The organism is Brevundimonas albigilva, assembly GCF_023503965.1.
GTDB lineage: Bacteria > Pseudomonadota > Alphaproteobacteria > Caulobacterales > Caulobacteraceae > Brevundimonas > Brevundimonas albigilva.
Genome location: NZ_CP097298.1, coordinates 2,678,680 through 2,695,204, shown reverse-complemented (window position 1 = coordinate 2,695,204; position 16,525 = coordinate 2,678,680). Strand labels below are relative to the sequence as shown.

Below are 16,525 nucleotides of genomic sequence, written 5' to 3'. Positions count from 1 at the left end.
GTGCGCCTGGGCGCGTTTCGGCCCAAGGCTCAGGTTGCCTCCCGAGAAACCTTTTGAAACAAATAGCGCCTAAGAACAAACCGCAACGAGGGCGTCGCATGCGGCTATCGAGACGAGGGCTGATCCTTGGCGGATCGGCGATGCTGGCGGGATGCGCCAGCGCCAGGGCCACCCCCATCGTGACCGCGCAGGCCGCGCCTGTAGTCCCGACCGCCGCGCCCAGCGCGGCGCCGGCTCCGGCCATTCAAACCGCCAACCTGACCGCGCCCCCGCTCGATCCACGCGGTCGCGTGCGCAAGGACCTGATGGAGCGCGCCATGGCCGCGCTGGACATCCATCACCGCCGCCTGCCGCTGCGCGACCGGATGTATCTGGTCGATTTCCAGAAGTTCTCGGGCGATGAGCGCCTCTACGAGGTCGATCTGGAAGGCGGCCAGGTGACGGTCCTGCGCACCTGCCACGGCCGGGGCTCGGATCCGTCGCACACCGGCTACGCCCAGCGCTTCTCGAACACGCCCGATTCCAACATGTCTTCGGGTCGGCGCCTACGCCACCGCCGGCGCCAGCTGGGGATCGCAGCAGGGGCCGAACGTGCTGCTGGACGGGCTGGAATACACCAATGACAAGGCCCGCGAGCGCGCCATCATCATCCACGGCGCCGACTACGCCGACCCGGATTTCCTGGCGCGCGAGGGCAAGCTGGGCCGCAGCTACGGCTGCTTCTCGGTCGCCCACGCCGATCTGCCCGACCTGCGCGAGCGCATGGGTCAGGGCCGCCTGCTGTTCGCCTGGGCCTGATCGGCTTGCGGTCCTGGGGCGCCGAGATGCGTCGCGCCGCGTGACCGCGCGATCTCGACCTGACGCTGACGCTCGGCGTAGCCCTGTCGCTGGTCCTGGTCGCGGGTGTCGTGGCAGCGGTCGCAGCAGACGCCTTCGACATAGTTCGCCGACGCTCGGCCCGCCGGGCTGACCGGCATCCGACATCCCCGGCATAGGGTGTGGCGCCCCTGGGCCAGGCCGTGCCCCACGGCCACCCGCTCGTCGAAGACGAAGCATTCGCCGCGCCACAGGCTGTCATCCTTAGCCACCGTCTCCAGATAGCGCAGGATCCCGCCCTCCAGGTGATGCACCTGGTCGACCCCTTCGGCCTTCAGGAAGGCCGTCGCCTTCTCGCAGCGGATCCCGCCGGTGCAGTACATGGCCACTCGGCGCGCGCCGCTCTGTTGCAACAGCGCCCGCCCCTCGCCCCGGAACCAGTCGGGAAAGTCGCGGAAGCTGCGGGTGTTGGGCTGGACGGCCCCCTCGAAGGCGCCGACGTCGCCCTCGTAGTCGTTGCGCGTGTCGATCACGAGCGTCGTGGGATCGGCGATGAGGGCGTTCCAGTCCTGGGCCGCCACATAGACGCCGGCCTGCCGCGCGGGGTCCAGGTCGGGCTGGCCCATCGTCACGATCTCGCGCTTGATTCGGACCTTCAGCCGCAGGAAGGGCGCGACATCCGTGCTGGCGAATTTCACGTCCAGATCGGCGAAGCCCGGCATGCGCGAATGACGGACAGAACCTCGTCCACCCCCGCCGCCGGGCCGGCGATGGTTCCGTTCAGGCCCTCATGGGCGACCAGCAGCGTGCCCCGCACCTCGCCCGCTTCGCAGGCCGAAAGCAGGCGATCGCGCACGGCCTCTCGGTTCTCGATCGGGGCGAACCGGTAGAGGGCGGCGACCCGGAAACCGCCTTGCAGGGTCCCGGCTGGCTCCACTCAGCCCCGCTCCAGCGCGCGCCAACCGATGTCGGTGCGATTGAATCCGCCCGGCCAGTCGATCTTGCGGATCGCGTCATAGGCCCGCTCGCGCGCCTGGGCGATGTCGTCGCCCTCGGCGCAGACGTTCAGCACCCGCCCGCCCGCGGCGCACAACTGGCCGTCGTCGCGCCGCTTGGTCCCGGCGTGGAACACCTGGACATGAGGGCCGAAATCCTGCTCGGCGCCGCGGATGATCGAGCCTTCCAGCGGGCTGTCGGGATAGCCCTTGGCCGCCATGACGACGCAGATGACCGTCTGCGGCTTGAAGCTCGGCGCCGGCAGGCCCGAGACATCGCCGCGCGCGCATGCCAGCAGATAGGGCACGATGTCGCCGGCGAAGCGCATCATCAGCACCTGGCATTCCGGGTCGCCGAAACGGGCGTTGAACTCCACCACCTTGGGGCCGTCATGGGTGGCCATCAGGCCGGCGTAGAGCACGCCGCGATAGGGCGCCCCTTCCTCGGCCATGCGGGCGACGGTCGGCTGGACGATGCGGTCGTTCGCCTGCCGCACCAGGTCGGGCGTGAAGACCGGGGCCGGCGAATAGGCGCCCATCCCCCCGGTGTTCGGGCCCAGATCGCCGTCGAAGGCGCGCTTGTGATCCTGCGCCCCGCCGAACAGCAGGGCCCGCTGGCCGTCGCACAGGGCGAACAGCGAGCCTTCCTCGCCGTCCATGAACTCCTCGATCACCACCCGTGCGCCCGCCGCGCCGAAACGGCCGCCCAGCATCCGCTCGATCTCGGCCTCGGCGTCGGGGCGGTCGGGGCTGATCGCCACCCCCTTGCCGGCCGCCAGGCCGTCCGCCTTGATGACATAGGGCGGCTTGAAGACGTCCAGCGCCGCCTTGGCGTCTTTCACCGTGTCATAGACGCCATAGCCGGCGGTCGGGATCTCGTGTCGCTCCAAGAACGCCTTGGAGAAGGCCTTGGACGTTTCCAGCTGCGCCGCCTTGGCGGTGGGTCCGAAACAAGGCACGCCCAGCGCCGCCAGCCGGTCGGCCAGGCCCGCGGCCAGGGCGACCTCGGGCCCGACGACGACCAGATCGGCCTTGATCTCACGCGCCAGGGCGGCCAGCCCCTCGGCGTGGTCCGCCTTCACCGCGCGCAGTTCGCACAGCGCCTCCATGCCGGGATTGCCCGGAGCGGCGACAAGCCGCGTGGTCAGCGGCGACTGGGCGATCTTCCAGGCCAGGGCGTGTTCGCGCCCGCCCGATCCGACGAGGAGGATGTTCATGCCCCGGACATGACCGGCCCGGATCGGCCGGTCAAGCGCCGGAAACGCTTAACGGGCCGGGGCTTGGGCGGCGCCGGTCGGCATCATGCCGGGCGTCCACGCCGGCAGCGCCTGCAGCTGGGCCAGCGTCAGCTGCGTCGTCAGGTCCTTTTCGCCGTTGCGGTCGACGGACGAGAGGTCGCCGACGGGAACCACGACCTCCAAGTCGCCGGGCCCTTCCAGATCGACGACGATGTGGGTCAGCCGGCCTTGGGCGTCCAGCACCAGCGTCTCGACGTCGCCCAGATCGGTGTTCGCCTCCGACAGCAGGTCCGCGTCCTCCAGCTGTTCGCGCGTCATGCCGAACGCCAGGGCGGCGCTTGTCGTCGCGGCGTCCGCCCGCGTTTCCGAAACGGGTTGCGGGGCGGCGTTGGGCGCAGGCGCCTGCACCACGTCGTCGTCACGGTCGGAACAGGCCGCGGCGCCGACGAGGCACAGGACGGCGGCGAGGGATGTGAGGCGCTGCATATCTCGTTCTTTCCTTTTTCAGAGCACCGCCGAGACGACATAGACGGCCACCCCCAACAGGATGACGCCGAAGATCAGCAGCCAGGGGCTCATGGCTCCGCCCTCGCCGCTTCGGCGCTGAAGACCACGCTCGCGCGGCGAACGGTCCTCGGGATCTGTGCCTTGCGGGTCGACGGGCATGAAGGAGCGAACGGCGAGGCGGCCAAGCCGTTCCCGCGCGGATCGACGCAGGCTAGAGTGCGCGCATGAGCGACGACTCCTATGTGTTCGAAGGGCCGGCCGATCCGCCTGCCCCACGCGACAACAATCCGCCCCTGTCGATTTCGGATCTGTCCTTCGCCCTGAAGCGCACGCTGGAGGAGCGCTTCGGCCACGTCCGGCTGCGTGGCGAGATTTCCAAGGTCAACCGCCATGCCTCGGGCCACGTCTATCTGACGCTCAAGGACGACAAGGCGGCCATCGACGGCGTCGTGTGGAAGGGCACCGTGCGCGGCCTGGGCGTCCAGCCCGAAACGGGCCTGGAGGTCATCGTCACCGGAAAGATCACCAGCTACCCGGCCCGGTCCTCCTACCAGATCGTGATCGAGAGCATGGAGGCCGCCGGGGCCGGCGCCTTGTTGGCTCAGCTTGAACGGCTGAAGGTCCGCCTGCGCGAGGAAGGTGTGTTCGACCCGGCGCGCAAGAAACCCCTTCCCGCCTTCCCCCGCACCATCGGCGTCATCACCAGCCCGACCGGGGCGGTCATCCGCGACATCCTGCACCGGATCGCCGAGCGCTGGCCCTGCCGGGTCATCGTCTGGCCGGTGGTGGTCCAGGGAGACGCCGCCTGCGGCCAGGTGGCCGCCGCCATTCGCGGCTTCGACGCCCTGCGGCCCGGCGGTTCGGTCCCGCGTCCCGATCTGCTGATTGTCGCGCGCGGCGGCGGCTCGGTCGAGGATCTGTGGTGCTTCAACGACGAGGGGCTGGCCCGCACCGTCGCGGCCGCCGCCATCCCGATCATTTCCGCCGTCGGGCACGAGACGGACACCACCCTGATCGACTTCGTGTCGGACCGGCGCGCGCCGACGCCGACGGGCGCGGCGGAACTGGCGACGCCGGTCCTGAACGACCTGCGCTACGCCGTGGCGGACCTGGACCGGCGCCTGGTCCAGGCGGGCGGGCGGCTGATCGAGGATCGCCGCACCCGCCTGCGCGCCGTCGCGCGCGGCCTTCCGGCGCGGCCCGAGGACCTGCTGGCCCTGGCGCAGCAGCGGCTGGACCACGCCGGCAGCCGGTTGGAATCCGCCCTCACCCGCCACGCCGCCGAAAAGCGGCACCGGCTGGTCGGCGTCGCCGCGCGCCTGGGGCCGGGACTGCTGGACCGCGTCATCGAGCGCCGGCGCGACCGACTGACCGCGCTTGAGCCGCGTTTCCGCCCCGCCGTGGACCGCCGCCTGGTTCGCGATCGCGACCGGCTGACCGCCCTGTCCCGCGCCCTGACCAGCCTGGACCCGTCCCGCCCCAAACCCGGTTTCGCCCGCGTCGAGGATGTCGAGGGGCGCTGGGTGACATCGGCCGCGGACCTGTCGTCCGGCCAGGCCGTGTCCCTGGTGTTCGGCGACGGCGCCCGCGCGGCGGTCGTCGACGCGGACCCGCCGTCGGCGGCCCCGCCCGCAGCGCCCCGCGGCGCCCCCCGCGCACGCCACGACCGCGCCCGGCGGCGTCCGGCCAGGGCGACCTGTTCTGATCGGCGGCGATTTCGCCCCTCCCCCGTGCGGCCGCTTCCTGCTAAGCGCGCCTCTTCCGTCGCCCGTCGAAAGCGCAGAATGAAGATTTCCCGCCTCGCCCTGGCCGCCTACGGCTTCGCCCTCGCGGTCATCGTCCTGGATCAGTTGACCAAGGCCTGGATCATCAGCGGCGTCTCGCTGCACGAGGTCGGCCAGGTCCCGGTCCTGCCGCCGATCCTGAACTTTAGCTGGGTCGAGAACACCGGCGTCAGCTTCGGCCTGTTCGGCGGCGGCGAGGCGCGGTGGGGTCTGACGATCTTCTCGCTGGTGGTTTCCGCCGGCCTGGCCTGGTGGGCGCTGAAGGCCGACCGCCGGCTGCTGGTCACGGCGATCGGCCTGGTCATGGGCGGCGCGCTGGGAAATGTCATCGACCGCGTGCGCTTCGGCTATGTCGTGGACTTCATCGACTTCTCCGGCACCGGCGTCTTCCCGTGGGTTTTCAACGTCGCCGACAGCGCCATCACCATCGGCGTCGTTCTGCTGATCATCGACAGCCTGAAGTCCGAACGCGCGGCTCCGGTTGGCGCAGCCCCTGAAAAGTCGTAATCACCCCGTCTTCACTATTGCGAACCGCGCCCGCCGGGCGCCCGCGCAAGCCGAGTCGAGCCTGAATCCATGCGTCATCGCAGCGTCGCCGTCCTGACCCTCGCCGCCTCCGCCCTGGCCCTTTCGGCCTGCGGCAGCATCCGCCAGGGCGTCGGCCTGTCCAAGGTCGTGCCGGACGAGTTCGTCACCGTCTCCACCGCCCCCCTGACCGTGCCGCCCGAGTACGGCCTGCGCCCGCCGGCCCCCGGCCAGCCCCGTCCCCAGGAGCTGGCGCCCGAAAGCGCCGCGCGCCAGATCCTGCTGGGTCAGCGCCAGGCCATCACCCGCACCCCCGGCGAGCAGGGCCTGGTCGCCCAGGCCGGCGCCGACCAGGCCGACCCCCTGGCCCGCTACGTCATCGACGACGAGTTCGGCGACATCGCCCACAAGGACGAAAGCTGGGCCAATCGCGTGATGTTCTGGCGCAAGGACGACGCTTCGACCCAGGCCGCCACGGTCCGCCAGACCGCCGACGGCCAGCAGACCATCGATCCGGCCAGCGAGGCCGCGCGCCTGCAGGCCCTGACCGGCGGTCGCGAAGGCATCACCATTTCGCCCCGCCGCGAAGGCGGCTTCAAGCTGCCGGGTCTGTGATCCCATCCGGGCGGGGCCGCCGCTCCTCCCGCCGTTTGCCGCGCCTCGCTTTAGCCGCTATCAGCGACGAGCGTTGCGCGGTCGGGCGCCGATCGTCGCGCGCCGCCCTGTTCGCTGTCGGAAAAAATAAGCTGATGCGTCGCGCCCTTACCGCCCTGGCCGCCCTGTCTGTCGCGGCCGCTCTCGTCCCCGCCGCCGCCCAGGCCCAGACGTCGCCGCGCGACCGCCAGTCGGGACAGCAGGCGGAACCGGAGCAGCGCTCGCGCGCGCCGCGCATCGCCCCGCTGCGGCGTCGCGCCAACGCCGGCCCCTGCCCCTATGTGAAGGTGCTGTACGACGCCGCCCGCTACGTCGAGCTGGCCGACGACCGGGCGACCATCGCCAACGTCGGCTACACCGGCGAGATCGAGGGCGTCAGCGCCGACTGCGAGTATCGCGAATCCGACCCGATCCGCCTGGACATGCAGATCCTGTTCGATCTGGGCCGCGGCGCCCAGGCGACCGGCGACCGCAAGACCTATCGCTATTGGGTCGCCGTCACCGAACGCAACAGCGCCGTCCTGGCCAAGGAATATTTCGACCTGCCGGTCGACTTCCAGGGTCAGCGCGAGACCTCGGTTCGCGAGGAACGCACCATCGTCATCCCGCGCGCCGACGTCAGCACCAGCGGTTCGAATTTCGAAGTCCTGGTCGGTTTCGACGTCACCCCCCAGATGGCCGAGTTCAATCGCTCGGGCAGCCGCTTCCGGGTGAACGCCGGCGCGCCCCAGACGCAGACGCCGCCGAGCCAGTAAGATGCCTGACCTGAAGACCGTCCTGAGCGAAGCGGTCGGCGCCGCCTTCGCCGCCGAAGGCGTGGACACGGCCCTGGCGCGCGTCACCCCGTCCGACCGCCCCGACCTGGCCGATTTCCAGTCGAACGGCGCCCTGGCCGCCGCCAAGGCGCTGAAGGCCAATCCGCGTGAGCTGGCCGGCAAGGTCGCCGCGCGTCTGGCCGGCGATCCCCGCCTAGCCTCGGTCGAAGTGGCCGGACCGGGCTTCATCAACCTGAAGCTTTCCGACGCCGCCCTGGCCCAGCGCGCCGCAGAGGTCGCCGCAGATCAGGCCCACGCCGGCGCGGCCGTCGTCGCCGATCCGCGCAAGGTGGTCATCGACTACGGCGGCCCGAACGTGGCCAAGCCGATGCACGTCGGCCACCTGCGCAGCGCCATCATCGGCGAGAGCCTGAAGCGGCTGTTCCGCTTCCGCGGCGACCACGTCACCGGCGACGCCCACTTCGGCGACTGGGGCTTTCAGATGGGCCTGCTGATCACCGCATGCGGCGACGAAGGGCTGGCTGACGCCTTCATGGTTCCGGGCGACGGCCCCTTCCCGACCGCCAGTCCCGTGACCCTGGCCGACCTGGACCGCCTCTATCCCCAGGCCGCCGCAAAGGCCAAGGAAGACCCCGCCTTTCGCGACCGCGCCCGCAAGGCCACCGCCGAGCTGCAGGCCGGACGGCCGGGCTATCGTGCGCTGTGGTCCCATTTCGTGGCCGTCAGCCGCGAGGCGCTGAAGCGCGAATACGGCGACCTGTCGGTCGATTTCGACCTGTGGAACGGCGAAAGCGACGCCGATCCCCTGATGGACGAGATGATCGCTCATCTGAAGGCGGCCGGCCTGCTTGTCGAGGACGACGGCGCCCAGGTGGTCCACGTCGCCCGTCCCGGCGAGACCCGCAAGAAGAAGCTGGCCGACGGCTCGGTGATCGAGGCGCCGTCCCCGCCGCCGCTGCTGGTCATCAGCTCCGAAGGCTCGGCCATGTACGGCACGACCGACCTGGCGACGATCCTTGACCGCAAGAAGGCGTTGGCGCCGGACCTGGCGCTTTACGTCGTCGACGAACGCCAGGCCGAGCATTTCGAACAGGTCTTCCGCGCCGCCTATCTGGCCGGCTACGCCGCGGAGGGGTCGTTGGAGCATCTTGGCTTCGGCACGATGAACGGCCAGGACGGCAAGCCCTTCAAGACCCGCGCGGGCGGCGTGCTGAAGCTGCGCGACCTGATTGACCAGGCGACGGAAAAGGCGCGCGAGCGCCTGCATGACGCCAAGCTGGGCGACGATCTACCGGCGGACGAGTTCGAAGCTATCGCCCACAAGGTCGCGATCGCCGCGCTGAAGTTCGCGGACCTGTCGAACGCCCGCACCACCAGCTATGTTTTCGACCTCGACCGCTTCATGAGCTTCGAGGGCAAGACGGGGCCTTACCTGCTGTACCAGGCGGTCCGCATCAAATCGCTGCTGCGCAAGGCCGCCGACCAGGACGTGACCGCCGGCCGGATCGCCATCGCGGAGCCGGCTGAGCGGGACCTGGCGCGGACCCTGGACGCCTTCTCGACCGCCGCTTCGGACGCCTACGACAAGCGCATGCCGCATCTCGTGGCCGAGCACGCCTATCGCGTGGCCCAGTCCTTTTCGAAGTTCTACGCCGCCTGCCCGGTGCTGGTCGCGCCGGACGAGGCCACGCGGCGTTCGCGCCTGGCCCTGTCGGCGGCGGCCCTGCTCCAGCTCGAAAAGGCGCTGGACCTGCTGGGCATAGAGACGCCCGAACGGATGTAGCGGTCAGTCCGACGTTTGGTCTTCGGAGAAGGCGTCGTCCACCTCGTCCTCGGTGATCCGCTTCTTGGGATCGCCCGGCTGGCCCAGGTTCTGCTCCTCGGTGCCGTCGCCCATGACGCCAGGGGTGGTGTTGATCTTCGGCTCGTCTTGTTTGTCAGCCATGACAATGCTCCTGTTGCACCCTGCTGAACGTGCGCTGCGCCGCGCCGTTCCTCCCACGCTCGCGAGTTCCCGATGACCCCATCCGCCGATCTGGACGCCTATATCGCCGGCCTGCCCAAGGCCGAGCTTCACCTCCATATCGAGGGCTCGCTGGAGCCTGAACTGATGTTCGAGCTCGCCCGGCGCAACGGCGTCGCCATCCCCTATGACAGCGTCGAGGCGGTGCGCGCGGCCTACGACTTCTCGAACCTGCAGGACTTCCTGGACATCTATTACGCCGGCGCCGCCGTCCTGCTGACGCGGCAAGACTTCGAGGACCTGGCCTTCGCCTACTTCCAGCGCGCCGCCGCCGACAACGTCCGCCACGCCGAGATCTTCTTCGATCCCCAGACCCACACCGACCGCGGCGTGCCCTTCGGCTTGGTGGTCGAGGGCCTGATTGCGGGAATGGATCGGGCCAAGGCCGAGTTGGGCGTGTCCAGCGGGCTGATCCTCAGCTTCCTGCGCCACCTGACCGAGGAAGAGGCCTTCGCCACCCTGGACGCGGCCAAGCCCTATCTGCACCACTTCATCGGCGTGGGGCTGGATTCATCCGAGGTCGGCCACCCCCATCCAAGTTTCAGCGCGTCTTCGCCGCCGCCCGCGACCTGGGCCTGAAGCTGTGCGCCCACGCCGGCGAAGAGGGCCCGCCAGCCTATGTCCATGAGGCGCTGGACCTGCTGCACATCGACCGGATGGACCACGGCAACCGCTCGATGGAAGACGAAGCTCTGATCGAACGGCTGGCGCGCGAGCAGATGACCCTGACCGTCTGCCCGCTGTCGAACCTGAAGCTGTGCGTCGTCGATGACCTGAAGAACCATCCCGTGCCCCAGATGCTGCGTCGGGGCCTGCACGTCACCCTGAACTCGGACGACCCGTCCTATTTCGGCGGCTATGTGAACGACAACTACAGCCGCCTGGCCGAAGCTGTGGGCCTGACCCACGAACAGGTCACCCAGTTAGCGCGAAACAGTTTCGAAGGCGCGTTCCTGCCCGAGGCCGACAAGGCGGCGCGGATCGCAGAGGTGGACGCCTACGCCCGTTCAGCCGGGGTTCTTGGCTAGAAGGCGTTCAGCAGTTCGGCCGCTTCAACCTCGACCACGCCCAAGGCTGCGAAACGGCTCTGAGCCGCCGCCTCGGTCTGCGGCGCGATCGCGCGGCTGGCGTCGCGGATAACGGCCGCCTCGAACCCCTCGCGCACCGCGTCCTCGGCAGTGAAGCGGACGCAGTAGTCATAGGCCAGGCCGCACAGGAAGACGCGGGCGACCCCGAGTTCGCGCAACAGGCCGCTCAGGCCCGTCGGCGTCCGGCGGTCGTTCTCGAAGAAGCCGGAATAGCTGTCGACCGCGGGATTGCAGCCCTTGCGAATGACGGCGAGCGCCCTGCGCACGGCCGGCGCCGCGTCCGGGTGGAAGTCGGCGCCCGGCGTCCCCTGGATGCAGTGGTCCGGCCACAGCATCTGGCGGCCGTAGGCGACCTCGATCTCGGTGAAGGGCGTCGCGCCCGGATGGTTGGAGGCGAAGGAAATCTGGTCCGGCGTATGCCAGTCCTGAGTGACGATAACCCGCTCGAACCGCTCCGCCAGCCGGTTGATCGCCGGCATGATCCCCGCCCCGCCCTGGACCGCGAGGCTGCCGCCCTCGCAAAAGTCGTTCTGCGGGTCGATGACCAGAAGCGCGTCGTCGGGGCCGATCCTCATGGTCAAACGCCGGCGTAGGCGTCGATCTCGTTGGCCGAACCCAGCGCCACCGGGATGCGCTGGTGCAGCTGCTCGGGTTGCACGTCCAGGATGGCCTGCGTCCCGTCCGTGGTGGCCTTGCCCCCGGCCTGTTCGACCAGCAGGGCCATCGGATTGCCCTCGTACATCAGGCGCAGCTTGCCGGGCTTTTCCGGTTCGCGCCTGTCCCAGGGGTAGAGGAACACCCCGCCCCGCATCAGGATGCGGTGCACGTCGGCCACCATGGCCGCGACCCAGCGCATGTTGAAGTTCTTGCCGCGCGGGCCGTCCGCCCCCTTCAGCACGCCGTCGACATAGCGCTGCACCGCCTCCGACCAGTGGCGCTGGTTCGACATGTTGATCGCGAACTCCTTCGTGTCCGGCGAAACGGCGATGGCGTCATGCGTCAACCGCCATTCCCCGTCCGCCGACAAGGTGAAGCCCTTCACGCCCGAACCCGTCGTCAGCACCAACATCGTCTGGGCGCCGTACAGGGCGTAGAGGGCCGCGACCTGGCTGCGGCCGGACTGCAGGAAGTCGGCCTCGGTCGGCGTCCCCTGCGGCGCCCTCAGCACCGAGACGATGGTCCCGACAGGCGCGTTGATGTCGATATTGGACGATCCGTCCAGCGGGTCGAACAGGGCCAGGTAGTCGCCCGCGTGGTCCGCCGGCTGAACCGTCTCCATCTCCTCGGACGCCACCCCCGCCACGGCGTGACAGGCCAGCAGCGCCGCGGTCAGGATGTCGTTTGAGATGACGTCGAGCTTCTTCTGCTCCTCGTCCTGGACATTCACGGCGCCCGATGCGCCCAGCGCGCCGACCAGCGCCCCTTCCGCCACCACCTTGCGGATGTCGACGCACGCGCCGGCGACGACGCGCAGCACCGTCTTCAGGCCTTCCGGCGCATCCAGCGTCCCTAGGTGATCGTCCAGGCTGATGCGGTCGGTCATGGCGGATCCTGCGTATGGCTGTTGGTTCTTGCGTTCATGGCGGGCCGGCCGCCGGGCGGCAACCGCCGCGCACGAAAAAGGGACGCCCGGGGGCGTCCCTCTCCCGTCTCTCCGCCGTGGCGGATCAGATCGGCAGGATGGCCGTGCCGAAGGCGCGCTTCAGTTCGTGCGCGGCGAAGGTCTGGGCCGCCATGGCGTCGGGCAGGACCTGCGCCATGCCGAAGAACTCGTGCGTCGAGCCGTGGAAGGTCTTCTGACGGACGTCGACGCCCGCCTGCTCCAGCTTTTCCGCCAGCAGTTCGCCTTCGCTGCGCAGCGGGTCGATCTCGGCGCAGATCACCGTCGACGACGGCAGGCCGATCAGGTCGGCGTTCTCGACCAGATTGATGCGCGGGTCCTGGGCGTCGCCCTCGTTCTCGAAGATGTGCTTCACGAACCACTGCATCATCGGCTTGTTCAGCGGCTTGGCCGTGGCGTTCTCGACATAGGAGGCGTTGTCCATGTCCACGCCCGCGACCGGATAGACCAGCACCTGATGCACCGGCGCCGGCAGCCCCGCGTCCCGCGCCATCAGCGACACCGATGATGGCAGGTTCCCGCCCGCGCTCTCGCCCATGACGGCCACCTTCTGCGGGTCGCCGTGGAAGCTCTGGGCGTTGTCCAGGACCCAGCGATAGGCCGCCAGGGCGTCGTCGTGCGCTGCGGGGAATTGCTCGGGCGCCTGGCGATAATGCACGGACACCACGATGACGTCGGCCATCTTGGACACGCCTCGCGGGCCGCCGTCATAGACGTCCAGGTCGGCGATCACGAAGCCGCCGCCGTGGAAATAAACCACGACCGGATGCAGCTTGTCCTCGGAATGCGCGTGCGGCTTGTAGATGCGGGCCTGAAGCGGGCCGGCGGCGCCGGGGATGGTGATGTCGGTCGTCTTCACGCCCAGGTCGTCGGCGGGATCCTTGCCGGCCTTGCGCAGCAGGGATTTCACGGCGTCCGTGGGCGTCGGCTGCCGGCGCGCCTCTTCCGGCGACAGGGTTTCGATCGGCTTGGGGTTCAGGGACGCCAGTTCGTCCAGCACCTTCTTCATCGGCGCGTCGGGCTTGGCGGGATGGTCGCGCGGCGTGTCGGATTCGCCGAACAGCTTGTCAAGGATCGACATTTTGTTTGTCCTGGGTTTCGAGCGGGGGTCTCGGCATGGGAAACCGCCACGCGCCATGTCGTTCCAGTCCCGGCCCGTTCGGCTTGACTTCCGCCCGGAGTCGGTGGCTTAGGTCGGACGCTCTCGCGGGAGAGATCGGGGCCGGCGAACCGGGCTCGACGCCGAAGGCGCAACCGCCCCGGAAACGCTCAGGCAAAAGGACCGCGAAGCGCGATAGACGCTGGAAAGTCGCCGTATGGCGCGCCGACGGAGCAAGGCGGTCCCGACCGCCGGAATCTCTCAGGCTTCAGGACAGCGGGGGCGCGAGACCGGCGGGCGACCGCTCCCACCCGCGACCCCGAGAGTCCGAATGACCGACGACACGCTGAAGACCACGCCCCTCAACGCCGCGCACAAGGCGCTGGGCGCCCGCATGGTCGGCTTCGGCGGCTATGAGATGCCGGTCCAGTACGAAGGCGTCCTGGCCGAGCATCGCTGGACCCGCGAGCACGCGGGCCTGTTCGACGTCTCGCACATGGGCCAGTGCCGCATCTCCGGCGACGACGCCATCGCTCAGTTCGAGCGTTTCGTTCCCGGCGACTATCAGATCCTGAAGGCCGGCAAGCAGAAGTATTCCTTGCTGCTGAACGCGGACGGCGGGATCATCGACGACCTCATGGCTGGCCGTCCCGACCACGACGGCCTGTTCGTGGTCGTCAACGCCGGCAACAAGGACGAGGACTTCGCCTTCTGGAACGCCAACCTCGAAGGCGACGCGAGGCTCACGGTGCTGGACCGCGCCCTTCTCGCCATCCAGGGCCCCGAGGCCGCCGAGGTCATGGCCGCGCACGAGCCGGTGCTGGCCGAGATGGGCTTCATGGAATGCGCCCGACTGATCCTGTTCGGCGTGGACTGCTTCGTCTCCCGCTCGGGCTACACGGGCGAGGACGGCTTGAGATCTCCGTCCCGACGGACCAGGCCGAACGCGTCTGGAACACCCTGCTGGAGGACGCCCGCGTCAAGCCGATCGGCCTGGGCGCCCGCGATTCCCTGCGCCTGGAGGCCGGCCTGCCGCTGCACGGCCACGACATTGACCCAACCACTTCGCCCGTCGAGGGCGCCCTGACCTTCGCCCTGTCCAAGTCGCGCAAGGAACGCGGCGACTTCAACGGCGCCGAACGCATCCTGAAGGAGCTGGCTGACGGCCCCGCCCGCGTCCGTGTCGGCCTGGTCGTCAAGGAGGGCGCCCCCGCCCGCGAAGGCGCCGAGATCGCCGACGCCGACGGCAACGTCATCGGCAAGGTCACCTCGGGCGGCCCCTCGCCCAGCCTGGGCAAGAACATCGCCATGGGCTACGTGCCGCCCGCCTTCGCCGCGCTGGGCACGGCGCTCAAGGTGGTCGTGCGCGGCAAGCCCGCCGCGGCCGAGGTCGTCGACATGCCCTTCGTGGCGCAACGCTATTATCGCAAACCCAAGGCCTGAAGGATCAGACCATGAAGTTCACCAAGGATCACGAGTGGGTCAGCCTGGACGGCGACATCGCCACCGTCGGCATCTCCAAGCACGCCGCCGACGCCCTGGGCGACGTGGTGTTCGTCGAGGTGCCCGAGGTGGGCAAGACGGTCTCCAAGGGCGACAGCTTCGCCGTGGTCGAGAGCGTCAAGGCGGCGTCGGACGTCTACGCCCCCGTCTCGGGCGAGGTGGTCGAGGCCAACGACGCCCTGTCGACCGCGCCTGAAACGGTCAATTCGGCCCCCGAGGCCGACGGCTGGTTCGCCCGGATCAAGGTCTCCGACGCCGGCGAGCTGGACGCCCTGATGGACCAGGCCGCCTACGACGAGTTCCTGAAGACCCTCTGAGTTCCCAGGGCGCTCTTGTCATCCCGGCCGAAGCGAAGCGGAGAGCCGGGGCGGACGAGCCGCCAGCCTTCCTGGTCCCGGAGAGCGCAGCTCATCCGGGACACGCCGACCGCCCTCCCCTTGTCCCGGTTCAGCCCTTCGGGCCGACCGGGACGGACCATTGAAAGCCCATCCCGTCCCGGCTCTCCGCTTCGCTTCGGCCGGGATGACAAGCGGAATGTGAACATTAGATGCGTTACCTCCCCCTGACGCCCGACGACCGCACGGCGATGCTCGCCGCCATCGGCGCCGACTCCATCGACGACCTGTTCATCGACGTGCCCCAGGCGGCGCGGCTGGACGGCCCCGTGGACCTGCCGCGCGTGGCGGGCGAGCTGGAGGTGGAGCGCGCCCTGTCGGCCATGGCGGCCAAGAACGCCACGGCCGGCGCCGTGCCCTTCTTTTGCGGCGCGGGGGCCTACAAGCACCACGTCCCGGCGACCGTGGACCATGTGATCCAGCGGTCGGAGTTCCTGACCAGCTACACCCCCTACCAGCCGGAAATCGCCCAGGGCACGCTGCAGTACCTTTACGAGTTCCAGACCCAGGTCGCGAACCTGACCGGCATGCCGGTCGCCAACGCCAGCCTCTACGACGGCTCCACCGCCATGGCCGAGGGCGTGCTGATGGCGACGCGCGTGACCCGCCGCAACAAGGCGGTGATCTCGGGCGGCGTTCACCCCCACTACGTCAAGGCGACCGAGACCGTGGTCCACGCCGTCGGCGTCGAGACCCAGGTCCTGGCCCCGGCCGTCGACGCCGAGGCCGCCGTCATCGACCAGATCGGTCCCGACACCGCCTGCGTCGTCGTCCAGACCCCTAACGTCTTCGGCACGGCGACCGACGTGACCCGGATCGCCGAGGCCGCTCACGCCGCCGGCGCCCTGCTGATCGTCGTGGTGACCGAGGCCGTGTCCATGGGCCTGCTCAAGTCGCCCGGCGAGATGGGGGCCGACATCGTCGCGGCCGAGGGCCAGTCGATCGGCAATGCGCTCAACTTCGGCGGCCCCTACGTCGGCCTGTTCGCCACCCGCGAGAAGCTGATCCGCCAGAGATGCCCGGCCGCCTGACCGGCGAGACCGTGGACGCCGACGGCGAGCGCGGCTTCGTCCTGACCCTGTCGACGCGCGAGCAGCACATCCGCCGCGACAAGGCCACGTCCAACATCTGCACCAACTCAGGGCTCTGCACCCTGGCCTTCACCATCCACATGAGCCTGCTGGGCGAGACGGGGCTGCGGAAACTGGCCCTGTTGAACCACGAGAAGGCCGTGGCGACGCGCGACGCCCTGGCGGCGATCCCCGGCGTCGAGGTGCTGACCCCGCGCTTTTTCAACGAGTTCGCGATCCGCCTGCCCAGGAACGCGGCCCAGGTGGTCGACACCCTGGCCGGCCACCACATCCTGGCGGGCGTGCCCTACAGCCGCCTGGCGCCCGACGCCGGCATGGACGACGTCCTGCTGGTCGCCGCGACCGAGACAACCCTGGACCACGACATCAAGCTCCTGGCGGCTTCGCTCGCCAAGGTGCTGGCGGCCTGA

The 16,525-nt window shown here is 69.5% G+C and carries 14 protein-coding genes, 5 pseudogenes and 1 riboswitch; of the genes and pseudogenes, 11 read left to right on the top strand and 8 right to left on the bottom strand.

Annotated elements, in window-relative coordinates:
- Positions 1 to 98: 98 nt before the first annotated feature.
- Both MU852_RS17540 and MU852_RS17535 read left to right on the top strand, forming a co-directional pair.
- On the top strand, positions 99 to 623 hold the full coding sequence (locus MU852_RS17540) for a murein L,D-transpeptidase catalytic domain-containing protein (protein ID WP_283843648.1): 525 nt from the start codon (positions 99 to 101) through the stop codon (positions 621 to 623).
- Positions 592 to 798: a murein L,D-transpeptidase catalytic domain-containing protein gene (locus MU852_RS17535; RefSeq protein ID WP_283843647.1), complete on the top strand. Its 207-nt coding sequence runs from the start codon at positions 592 to 594 to the stop codon at positions 796 to 798. The genes MU852_RS17540 and MU852_RS17535 overlap by 32 nt, the downstream gene beginning before the upstream one ends.
- Here MU852_RS17535 and trhO read toward each other — a convergent pair.
- The 4 genes and pseudogenes from trhO to MU852_RS14200 form a co-directional block, all read right to left on the bottom strand.
- Positions 768 to 1,735, bottom strand: a pseudogene (gene trhO / locus MU852_RS14215) (oxygen-dependent tRNA uridine(34) hydroxylase TrhO). The gene MU852_RS17535 and the pseudogene trhO overlap by 31 nt on opposite strands.
- Positions 1,736 to 1,753: 18 nt before the next feature.
- A complete protein-coding gene (gene purD / locus MU852_RS14210; RefSeq protein ID WP_249750106.1) occupies positions 1,754 to 3,028 on the bottom strand; it encodes a phosphoribosylamine--glycine ligase in 1,275 nt (424 codons plus the stop codon).
- Positions 3,029 to 3,076: 48 nt separating this feature from the next.
- The gene (locus MU852_RS14205; RefSeq protein ID WP_249750105.1) at positions 3,077 to 3,535 is read right to left on the bottom strand and encodes a hypothetical protein; all 459 of its coding nucleotides are present in this window, start codon (positions 3,533 to 3,535) and stop codon (positions 3,077 to 3,079) included.
- A gap of 18 nt (positions 3,536 to 3,553) precedes the next feature.
- Positions 3,554 to 3,715: a hypothetical protein gene (locus MU852_RS14200; RefSeq protein ID WP_249750104.1), complete on the bottom strand. Its 162-nt coding sequence runs from the start codon at positions 3,713 to 3,715 to the stop codon at positions 3,554 to 3,556.
- A 65-nt stretch (positions 3,716 to 3,780) separates the two neighbouring features.
- Here MU852_RS14200 and xseA point away from each other — a divergent pair.
- The 5 genes and pseudogenes from xseA to argS all read left to right on the top strand — a co-directional run bounded on the left by xseA (position 3,781) and on the right by argS (position 9,078).
- Positions 3,781 to 5,261, top strand: a pseudogene (gene xseA / locus MU852_RS14195) (exodeoxyribonuclease VII large subunit).
- Between the two features lie 79 nt (positions 5,262 to 5,340).
- Positions 5,341 to 5,847, top strand: coding sequence for a signal peptidase II (gene lspA, locus MU852_RS14190; protein WP_249750103.1), 507 nt, complete (start codon positions 5,341 to 5,343; stop codon positions 5,845 to 5,847).
- A 69-nt stretch (positions 5,848 to 5,916) separates the two neighbouring features.
- Positions 5,917 to 6,480: a DUF3035 domain-containing protein gene (locus MU852_RS14185; protein WP_249750102.1), complete on the top strand. Its 564-nt coding sequence runs from the start codon at positions 5,917 to 5,919 to the stop codon at positions 6,478 to 6,480.
- Between the two features lie 134 nt (positions 6,481 to 6,614).
- Positions 6,615 to 7,274, top strand: a complete 660-nt coding sequence (locus MU852_RS14180) for a Tat pathway signal sequence domain protein (RefSeq protein ID WP_249750101.1) — start codon at positions 6,615 to 6,617, stop codon at positions 7,272 to 7,274.
- A gap of 1 nt (position 7,275) precedes the next feature.
- Positions 7,276 to 9,078 (top strand): arginine--tRNA ligase, encoded by a 1,803-nt coding sequence (argS, locus tag MU852_RS14175; RefSeq protein WP_249750100.1) that lies wholly within the window; start codon positions 7,276 to 7,278, stop codon positions 9,076 to 9,078.
- Between the two features lie 3 nt (positions 9,079 to 9,081).
- On the opposite strand, the gene MU852_RS14170 is transcribed toward argS, so the two are convergent.
- Positions 9,082 to 9,240 (bottom strand): hypothetical protein, encoded by a 159-nt coding sequence (locus MU852_RS14170; protein WP_249750099.1) that lies wholly within the window; start codon positions 9,238 to 9,240, stop codon positions 9,082 to 9,084.
- A gap of 72 nt (positions 9,241 to 9,312) precedes the next feature.
- On the opposite strand from MU852_RS14170, the pseudogene MU852_RS14165 reads away from it, so the two are divergent.
- Positions 9,313 to 10,346: pseudogene (locus tag MU852_RS14165) on the top strand (adenosine deaminase).
- Here MU852_RS14165 and pncA read toward each other — a convergent pair.
- From pncA to MU852_RS14150, 3 genes are all read right to left on the bottom strand, one after another.
- Positions 10,343 to 10,981: a bifunctional nicotinamidase/pyrazinamidase gene (gene pncA, locus MU852_RS14160; protein WP_249750098.1), complete on the bottom strand. Its 639-nt coding sequence runs from the start codon at positions 10,979 to 10,981 to the stop codon at positions 10,343 to 10,345. The pseudogene MU852_RS14165 and the gene pncA sit on opposite strands and share 4 nt — an antisense overlap.
- A 2-nt stretch (positions 10,982 to 10,983) precedes the next feature.
- Positions 10,984 to 11,949, bottom strand: a complete 966-nt coding sequence (locus MU852_RS14155) for a class 1 fructose-bisphosphatase (protein ID WP_249750097.1) — start codon at positions 11,947 to 11,949, stop codon at positions 10,984 to 10,986.
- Positions 11,950 to 12,073: 124 nt separating this feature from the next.
- Positions 12,074 to 13,108: an alpha/beta hydrolase gene (locus MU852_RS14150; protein ID WP_249750096.1), complete on the bottom strand. Its 1,035-nt coding sequence runs from the start codon at positions 13,106 to 13,108 to the stop codon at positions 12,074 to 12,076.
- A 210-nt stretch (positions 13,109 to 13,318) separates the two neighbouring features.
- Positions 13,319 to 13,413, top strand: a riboswitch (glycine riboswitch).
- A gap of 44 nt (positions 13,414 to 13,457) precedes the next feature.
- On the opposite strand from MU852_RS14150, the pseudogene gcvT reads away from it, so the two are divergent.
- The 3 genes and pseudogenes from gcvT (at position 13,458) to gcvPA (ending at position 16,525) form a co-directional block, all read left to right on the top strand.
- Positions 13,458 to 14,569 (top strand): annotated as a pseudogene (gene gcvT, locus MU852_RS14145) (glycine cleavage system aminomethyltransferase GcvT).
- 11 nt (positions 14,570 to 14,580) lie between these two features.
- Entirely contained in the window at positions 14,581 to 14,946 is a 366-nt protein-coding gene (gcvH, locus tag MU852_RS14140; RefSeq protein WP_249750095.1) for a glycine cleavage system protein GcvH, read from the top strand.
- 230 nt (positions 14,947 to 15,176) lie between these two features.
- Positions 15,177 to 16,525, top strand: a pseudogene (gcvPA, locus tag MU852_RS14135) (aminomethyl-transferring glycine dehydrogenase subunit GcvPA).

Coding starts and splice junctions, on each gene's coding strand:
- MU852_RS14200 (WP_249750104.1), bottom strand. CDS start 3,715: ATGCCCGTCGACCCGCAAGGCACAGATCCCGAGGACCGTTCGCCGCGC.
- pncA (WP_249750098.1), bottom strand. CDS start 10,981: ATGAGGATCGGCCCCGACGACGCGCTTCTGGTCATCGACCCGCAGAAC.
- MU852_RS17540 (WP_283843648.1), top strand. CDS start 99: ATGCGGCTATCGAGACGAGGGCTGATCCTTGGCGGATCGGCGATGCTG.
- MU852_RS14155 (WP_249750097.1), bottom strand. CDS start 11,949: ATGACCGACCGCATCAGCCTGGACGATCACCTAGGGACGCTGGATGCG.
- gcvH (WP_249750095.1), top strand. CDS start 14,581: ATGAAGTTCACCAAGGATCACGAGTGGGTCAGCCTGGACGGCGACATC.
- MU852_RS14150 (WP_249750096.1), bottom strand. CDS start 13,108: ATGTCGATCCTTGACAAGCTGTTCGGCGAATCCGACACGCCGCGCGAC.
- MU852_RS14205 (WP_249750105.1), bottom strand. CDS start 3,535: ATGCAGCGCCTCACATCCCTCGCCGCCGTCCTGTGCCTCGTCGGCGCC.
- purD (WP_249750106.1), bottom strand. CDS start 3,028: ATGAACATCCTCCTCGTCGGATCGGGCGGGCGCGAACACGCCCTGGCC.
- argS (WP_249750100.1), top strand. CDS start 7,276: ATGCCTGACCTGAAGACCGTCCTGAGCGAAGCGGTCGGCGCCGCCTTC.
- lspA (WP_249750103.1), top strand. CDS start 5,341: ATGAAGATTTCCCGCCTCGCCCTGGCCGCCTACGGCTTCGCCCTCGCG.
- MU852_RS14185 (WP_249750102.1), top strand. CDS start 5,917: ATGCGTCATCGCAGCGTCGCCGTCCTGACCCTCGCCGCCTCCGCCCTG.
- MU852_RS14180 (WP_249750101.1), top strand. CDS start 6,615: ATGCGTCGCGCCCTTACCGCCCTGGCCGCCCTGTCTGTCGCGGCCGCT.
- MU852_RS14170 (WP_249750099.1), bottom strand. CDS start 9,240: ATGGCTGACAAACAAGACGAGCCGAAGATCAACACCACCCCTGGCGTC.